We start from the raw sequence: 5,065 nt of genomic DNA on the forward strand, positions 1-5,065 counted from the left end.
CAGGCCGCGGTGGTGGACGCCGCCACCGCGGCCAGCTTGTCGGGGTTGCGGACGACGTAGACGGTCTGAATGCGGCCGTCCACCACGTCCAGCTGGAAGACCGCGTCGACCCGGCCGCCGGCCCGCACGACCACCGCGGTGCCGCCGTTGAGCGAGGCGAAGCCGAAGCTGAGCTCGGCGGCCGACTTGCCGGAGACCGCGACGAGGAAGCGCGCGACCTTGTCCGCCGTCTCGATGACGCGCAGCGGCGCCTTGGCCTTGCCGCCGCTGTCGCCGACCAGCCGTACGTCCTCGGCGAGCAGCCCGATCAGCCCCTGGAGGTCGTCGCCGGCCGCGGCGGCCAGGAACCGCTCCGTGAGGTCGCGCTGCCGTTCGGGGTTCACCTCGAAGCGCGGCTTGCGCTCCTCCACGTGGCGCCGGGCGCGCCCCGCCAGTTGGCGCACCGCGGCCTCGCCGCGCTCCAGTACGGCGGCGATCTCGGCGTACGGATAGCCGAACGCCTCGCGCAGCACGAAGACGGCGCGCTCCAGCGGCGACAGGGACTCCATGACGACGAGGACGGCGAAGGTGACGGACTCGGTGAAGACGGCGTGGTCCGCGCTGTCCGGCACGGCCCCGCCGTAGTCGGTCGCCACGGGCTCGGGGAGCCACGGCCCCACGTACGCCTCGCGCCGGGCCTGTACCTGGCGCAGCCGGTCGATCGCGAGCCGGGTGGTGACGCGTACGAGGTAGGCGCGCGGCTCGCGCACCGTCTCGTGGTCGGCCGCCGACCAGCGCAGCCACGCCTCCTGGACGATGTCCTCGGCGTCGGCCACCCGGCCGAGCATGCGGTAGGCGACGCCCTGGAGTACGGGGCGGTGTTCTTCGAAGACATCGGTCGCGGCATCCGTGAGCACGCCCTTATCCCAGCGGGCCGGACGCGCATTGTCCAGCAGGTATCGCACAGTTGGGCGGCTCGCTGCGCCTGGAGGGGCGGCCGTCGCGCCTCCCCGCATCCCTGCGCGGCGTGGAATTCGCGTCCGCCTGCTACCGCCCGGTAATGATTGCTGACATGGTGTCTACCGGGCCCTCCCCCACGTTCGGGCCCGCGTACGGCCCTCTTCCCCCAGCGGCTTCCCCTCTCCCCCGAAGGAGCCTCCATGACGACCGCCACGTCCTCCGCCCTGCACGTCACCCCCGACGGCCGGCCGCCGTTCACGGTCGCGTACGAACGCAAGGGCGCCGGCGAGCCGGTCGTGCTGCTGCACGGCATCGGCCACCACTACCAGGCGTGGGAGCCGGTGTTCAGCGTGCTGGCCGCCTCGCACGACGTCATCGCGGTGGACCTGCCGGGCTTCGGTGCGTCGCCCGCGCTCCCCGACGGCGTGCCGTACGGCCTGACCTCGGTGGTCCCGCTGCTCACGGACGTCTTCGCGGCGCTGGGCGTCGAGCGCCCGCACGTGGTGGGCAACTCGCTCGGCGGGCTGCTCGCGCTGGAGCTGGGCCTGGCCGGGGCCGCGCGGTCGGTGACGGCGCTGTCCCCGGCCGGCTTCTGGACGGAGGCCGAACGCCGGTACGCCTTCGGCGTGCTGCTGGGCATGCGGGCCGGCGCGAAGGCGCTGCCGCAGCCGGTGGTCGAGGCGCTGGCCCGCACGGCGGCCGGCCGCGCCGCGCTGACCAGCTCCATCTACGCGCGCCCCGGGCGCCGTTCGCCGGACGCGGTGGCGGCCGAGACCCGGGCGCTGCGGGAGGCGCCCGGCTTCACCGCCACGCTCGCGGCGGGCCGCGGCCCCGGCGTGCTCTTCCGCCACGACCTCCCGGACATCCCCGTGACCATCGGCTGGGGCAGCCGCGACCGGCTCCTCCTGCCCCGCCAGGGCGTGCGGGCCAAGCGCGTGATCCCCGGCGCCCGCCTCGTACGCCTCCCCGGCTGCGGCCACGTACCCATGAACGACGACCCGGCCCTGGTGGCCCGCGTCATCCTGGACACGGTGGCGGCGGCCACGGGGTGAGCGGGGGCCGGCAGCGGAAGCCGGCCGGCCTACGGGGCGAATCGAACGCGCCCGCACCCCCACCGGGGGATTACCCAGCGAACCGGGGGACGACCCAAAGAGCACGGGAGATGCCCCGAAGACCCGGGGCCCCAGCCGGTGGGAGCGCCGCGCCGGCGCATGCGCCTCTGGACCGCGCGTCGCTCCCACCGCACCCGCGCCTCGGGCGTCCCGGCCGGGGGTTACCCGCGTGACGCGGGAGCCGCGCCCGCGCACTCCGCCGTCGGCACCTCGCCGAGAGGGGCTGCGGGCGTCCCGGTGCGGGATACGGCCGGTGTCCGTGCCGGGCGCCGCAGCAGGTCCGGTACCAGCGTCAGGATGCCCACGGCCGCCAGCGCCGCGCCCAGCCACAGCGGGGCCCGCAGGCCGTAAGCGCCGATGGCCAGGCCGCCGAGGGACGAGCCGGTCATGACACCGAAGGTGATGAAGGAGGAGTGCACGGTGTTGACCATCGGCCCGGCGTTGCCGGCCCGCTGCACGCGGGTGACCAGCGCCGGATTCATGGTCACGCCGACCAGGCCGATGCCCAGCATGCACATCACGGCCGGGACGGGGACCCCGGCGAAGAGCGCGAAGCCGGTGAGGAACAGCAGGTTCAGGATCAGGCCGGTCAGCAGCACGGGCAGGGTGTACCGGTCGGCGAGGCGGCCGACGACCGTGTTGCCGAGGACCGTGGCGGCGCCGTACGCGATCAGCAGCAGCGGGACCGTTCCGGTGGCGAAGCCGGTGAGGCCGGTCAGGACGGGATTGAGGTAGCTGAACGCCGAGAACGTGGCGCCGATGACGAAGGTGCTGGTCGTGAGGGTCAGCCAGAGCCGGGGCCGCCGGAAGACGGCCAGCTCGGTACGGAAGGTCCCGGCCTCCTCCTCGGCGTGGGCGGTACGCGGCACACCGGCCAGCGTGGCGAGGGCGGCGAGCACGGTGAGGGCCGAGATGGCCCAGAACGCGGCGCGCCAGCCGAAGTGTTCCCCGATCAGGGTGGACAGCGGCAGGCCGAGCAGGGTGCCGAGCATCAGTCCGTTGAGCGCGACGGAGACGGCCCGGCCGCGGGCCTCCGGGCGGGCCAGCTGCGCGGACATCGAGATGGCGACGCCGAAGAACGCCTGCGAGGCGATGCCGGTGACGATGCGGGCGGCCAGCATGACGGTGTAGCCGGCGGCGGTGGCGGCCAGCACGTTGCCCGCCAGGAAGACGGCGAACAGTACGGTGAGCGCGCGCTTCCGGGGCAGCTTCAGCAGGGCCACGGTGAGGAACGGGCCGCCGAGGGCCATGGCCGCCGCGAAGGCGGTGATGAGGTAGCCGATCTGCGGGACGGTCGCGTCCAGTCCGGCCGCCATCTGCGGCATCAGGCCGGCGACCACGAACTCACTGGTCACCATGGCGAAGATGCCGAGGGCCAGGACGTATACGGCACGAGGCACGGGTGGGCTCCTTCGTTGCGTCGGGGGTGGGGGCGGAAGCTTGTTTTGGACAGGGTTTTGGATAGGCCAGTACAAAACTTGGGCAGGGGTGAGCCGGCCCGGGCGGGCCGGACTCGGCGTCGGGGCGTCACGAGGCCCCGGAGGTCAGGGCGTCAGGGCCGTCAGGGCCGTTTCCGCGATGGACTCCAGGGCCGCCCGGTCCGCGCCGCCCTGGCCGGAGACCCGCATGCCGCCGATCACCGCGTTGACGAAGCGTGCGAGCGCGTCGGGGCCGCGGGTCGTGGCGATGGCGCCGTCCCGTTGCCCCGCCTCGATGACGGCGCGGAGCGCGGTCAGCCGGCGCTCGGTGTCCCGGGCCAGCATCCGGGCGGCTTCGGAGTCCTTGCCGGCCAGCTCGACGGTGGTGTTGACGGTGAGACAGCCGGGGCTGCGGCCGTCACTGCGGTTCCCCATGTCGTCCGCGATGATGACGGTGAAGAGCGCGCGGATGCGGTCCAGTGGCGGCCGCTCCTCGTCCTCCAGGAGGGCGAGCTGACGGGTGGTCATCGTGTCGATGTAGCGCGCCAGCGACCGGGTGAAGAGGTCGTGCTTGCTGCGGAAGGTGTTGTAGATGCTGCTGCGGCCCAGGCCGGTGGCGTCACACAGGTCCTGGGTCGAGGTGGCCTCGTAGCCGTTCGCCCAGAAGGTGCGCATCGCCGCGTCCAGGGCCCGCTCCTCGTCGAACAGTCTCGGTCGGGCCATGCCAGGACAGTAGCAGAGTTTTAGATCGGTCGGTGCAATACTCGGCGAGCGCGGGACGCGGCCCGTCCCGGATCCTGGCCATCCGGCCGCCCGCTTGCGACCATGGCCCGGTTCCGCGTTCCGCGCCGCCGCACCCGGCTGTTCACTGGGTGTTGGGCTGCGCGGCACCGGACACCGATACGAACGGACCGTCATCAACGGCGACCGGACCACGGGAGGAAGCACATGGCGCAGGGAGCGGGCGGCAGAGCCATCGGACGGCGTTCCGTACTGCAAGGAGCGGCGGCGACGTCCGCGGCGCTCGCGCTGCCGGCCATCGGCTGCGCGGCCCCGGCCCAGGCGCGCACCGGCCGGCCGAGCGCCCGGTGGGGCGTGCAGGTGGGCGACGTGACGACCGGTTCCGGGCTGGTGTGGGTGCGCTCCGACCGGCCGGCCCGGATGATCGTGGAGACCGCGGCCACCGAGTCGTTCCGCAACGCGCACACCTGGCGCGGCCCGGTCGTCGGCGCGGACACGGACTTCACCGGCGTCACCTCGCTGCGCGGGCTGCCGCCGGGCGAGCAGATCCACTACCGGGTCACGCTCGCCGATCCCGACGATCCCCGGCGCACGGGCGAGCCGGTGACCGGGACGTTCCGTACGGCGCCGGCGAAGCGGGGCGAGCGGGTGCGGTTCCACTGGTCCGGGGACCTCGCCGGGCAGGGCTGGGGCATCAACCCCGACCGCGGCGGTTACCGGATCTACGAGGAGATGCGGCGCCGGAACCCGGACTTCTTCCTGTGCAGCGGCGACAACATCTACGCCGACTCCCCGATCGAGGCGAGCGTGAAGCTGCCGGACGGGCGCGTCTGGCGGAACATCACGACCGAGGAG

General features: G+C 73.7%; 5 protein-coding genes. 2 read left to right on the plus strand and 3 right to left on the minus strand.

The genetic code is table 11. The annotated features are described in order from the left end of the window. Positions 1-896 (minus strand): RNA polymerase sigma-70 factor (locus tag C3486_RS36090; protein ID WP_103837079.1); only part of this gene is annotated, 896 nt, incomplete at its 3' end. Between the two features lie 243 nt (positions 897-1,139). Here C3486_RS36090 and C3486_RS36095 point away from each other — a divergent pair. Beyond that, complete coding sequence (locus tag C3486_RS36095; RefSeq protein ID WP_103837080.1) at positions 1,140-1,991, plus strand: alpha/beta fold hydrolase; 852 nt, start codon at positions 1,140-1,142, stop codon at positions 1,989-1,991. A 221-nt stretch (positions 1,992-2,212) separates the two neighbouring features. Here the strand turns inward: C3486_RS36095 and C3486_RS36100 are convergent, their stop codons facing one another. Then, a complete protein-coding gene (locus C3486_RS36100) occupies positions 2,213-3,451 on the minus strand; it encodes an MFS transporter (RefSeq protein WP_103837081.1) in 1,239 nt (412 codons plus the stop codon). A 144-nt stretch (positions 3,452-3,595) separates the two neighbouring features. Beyond that, positions 3,596-4,192: a TetR/AcrR family transcriptional regulator gene (locus C3486_RS36105; protein ID WP_103837082.1), complete on the minus strand. Its 597-nt coding sequence runs from the start codon at positions 4,190-4,192 to the stop codon at positions 3,596-3,598. A 225-nt stretch (positions 4,193-4,417) separates the two neighbouring features. On the opposite strand from C3486_RS36105, the gene C3486_RS36110 reads away from it, so the two are divergent. After that, positions 4,418-5,065 (plus strand): PhoD-like phosphatase N-terminal domain-containing protein (locus tag C3486_RS36110; RefSeq protein ID WP_181138815.1); only part of this gene is annotated, 648 nt, incomplete at its 3' end.

This window comes from Streptomyces sp. Ru73 (genome assembly GCF_002920575.1).
Taxonomy (GTDB): domain Bacteria; phylum Actinomycetota; class Actinomycetes; order Streptomycetales; family Streptomycetaceae; genus Streptomyces.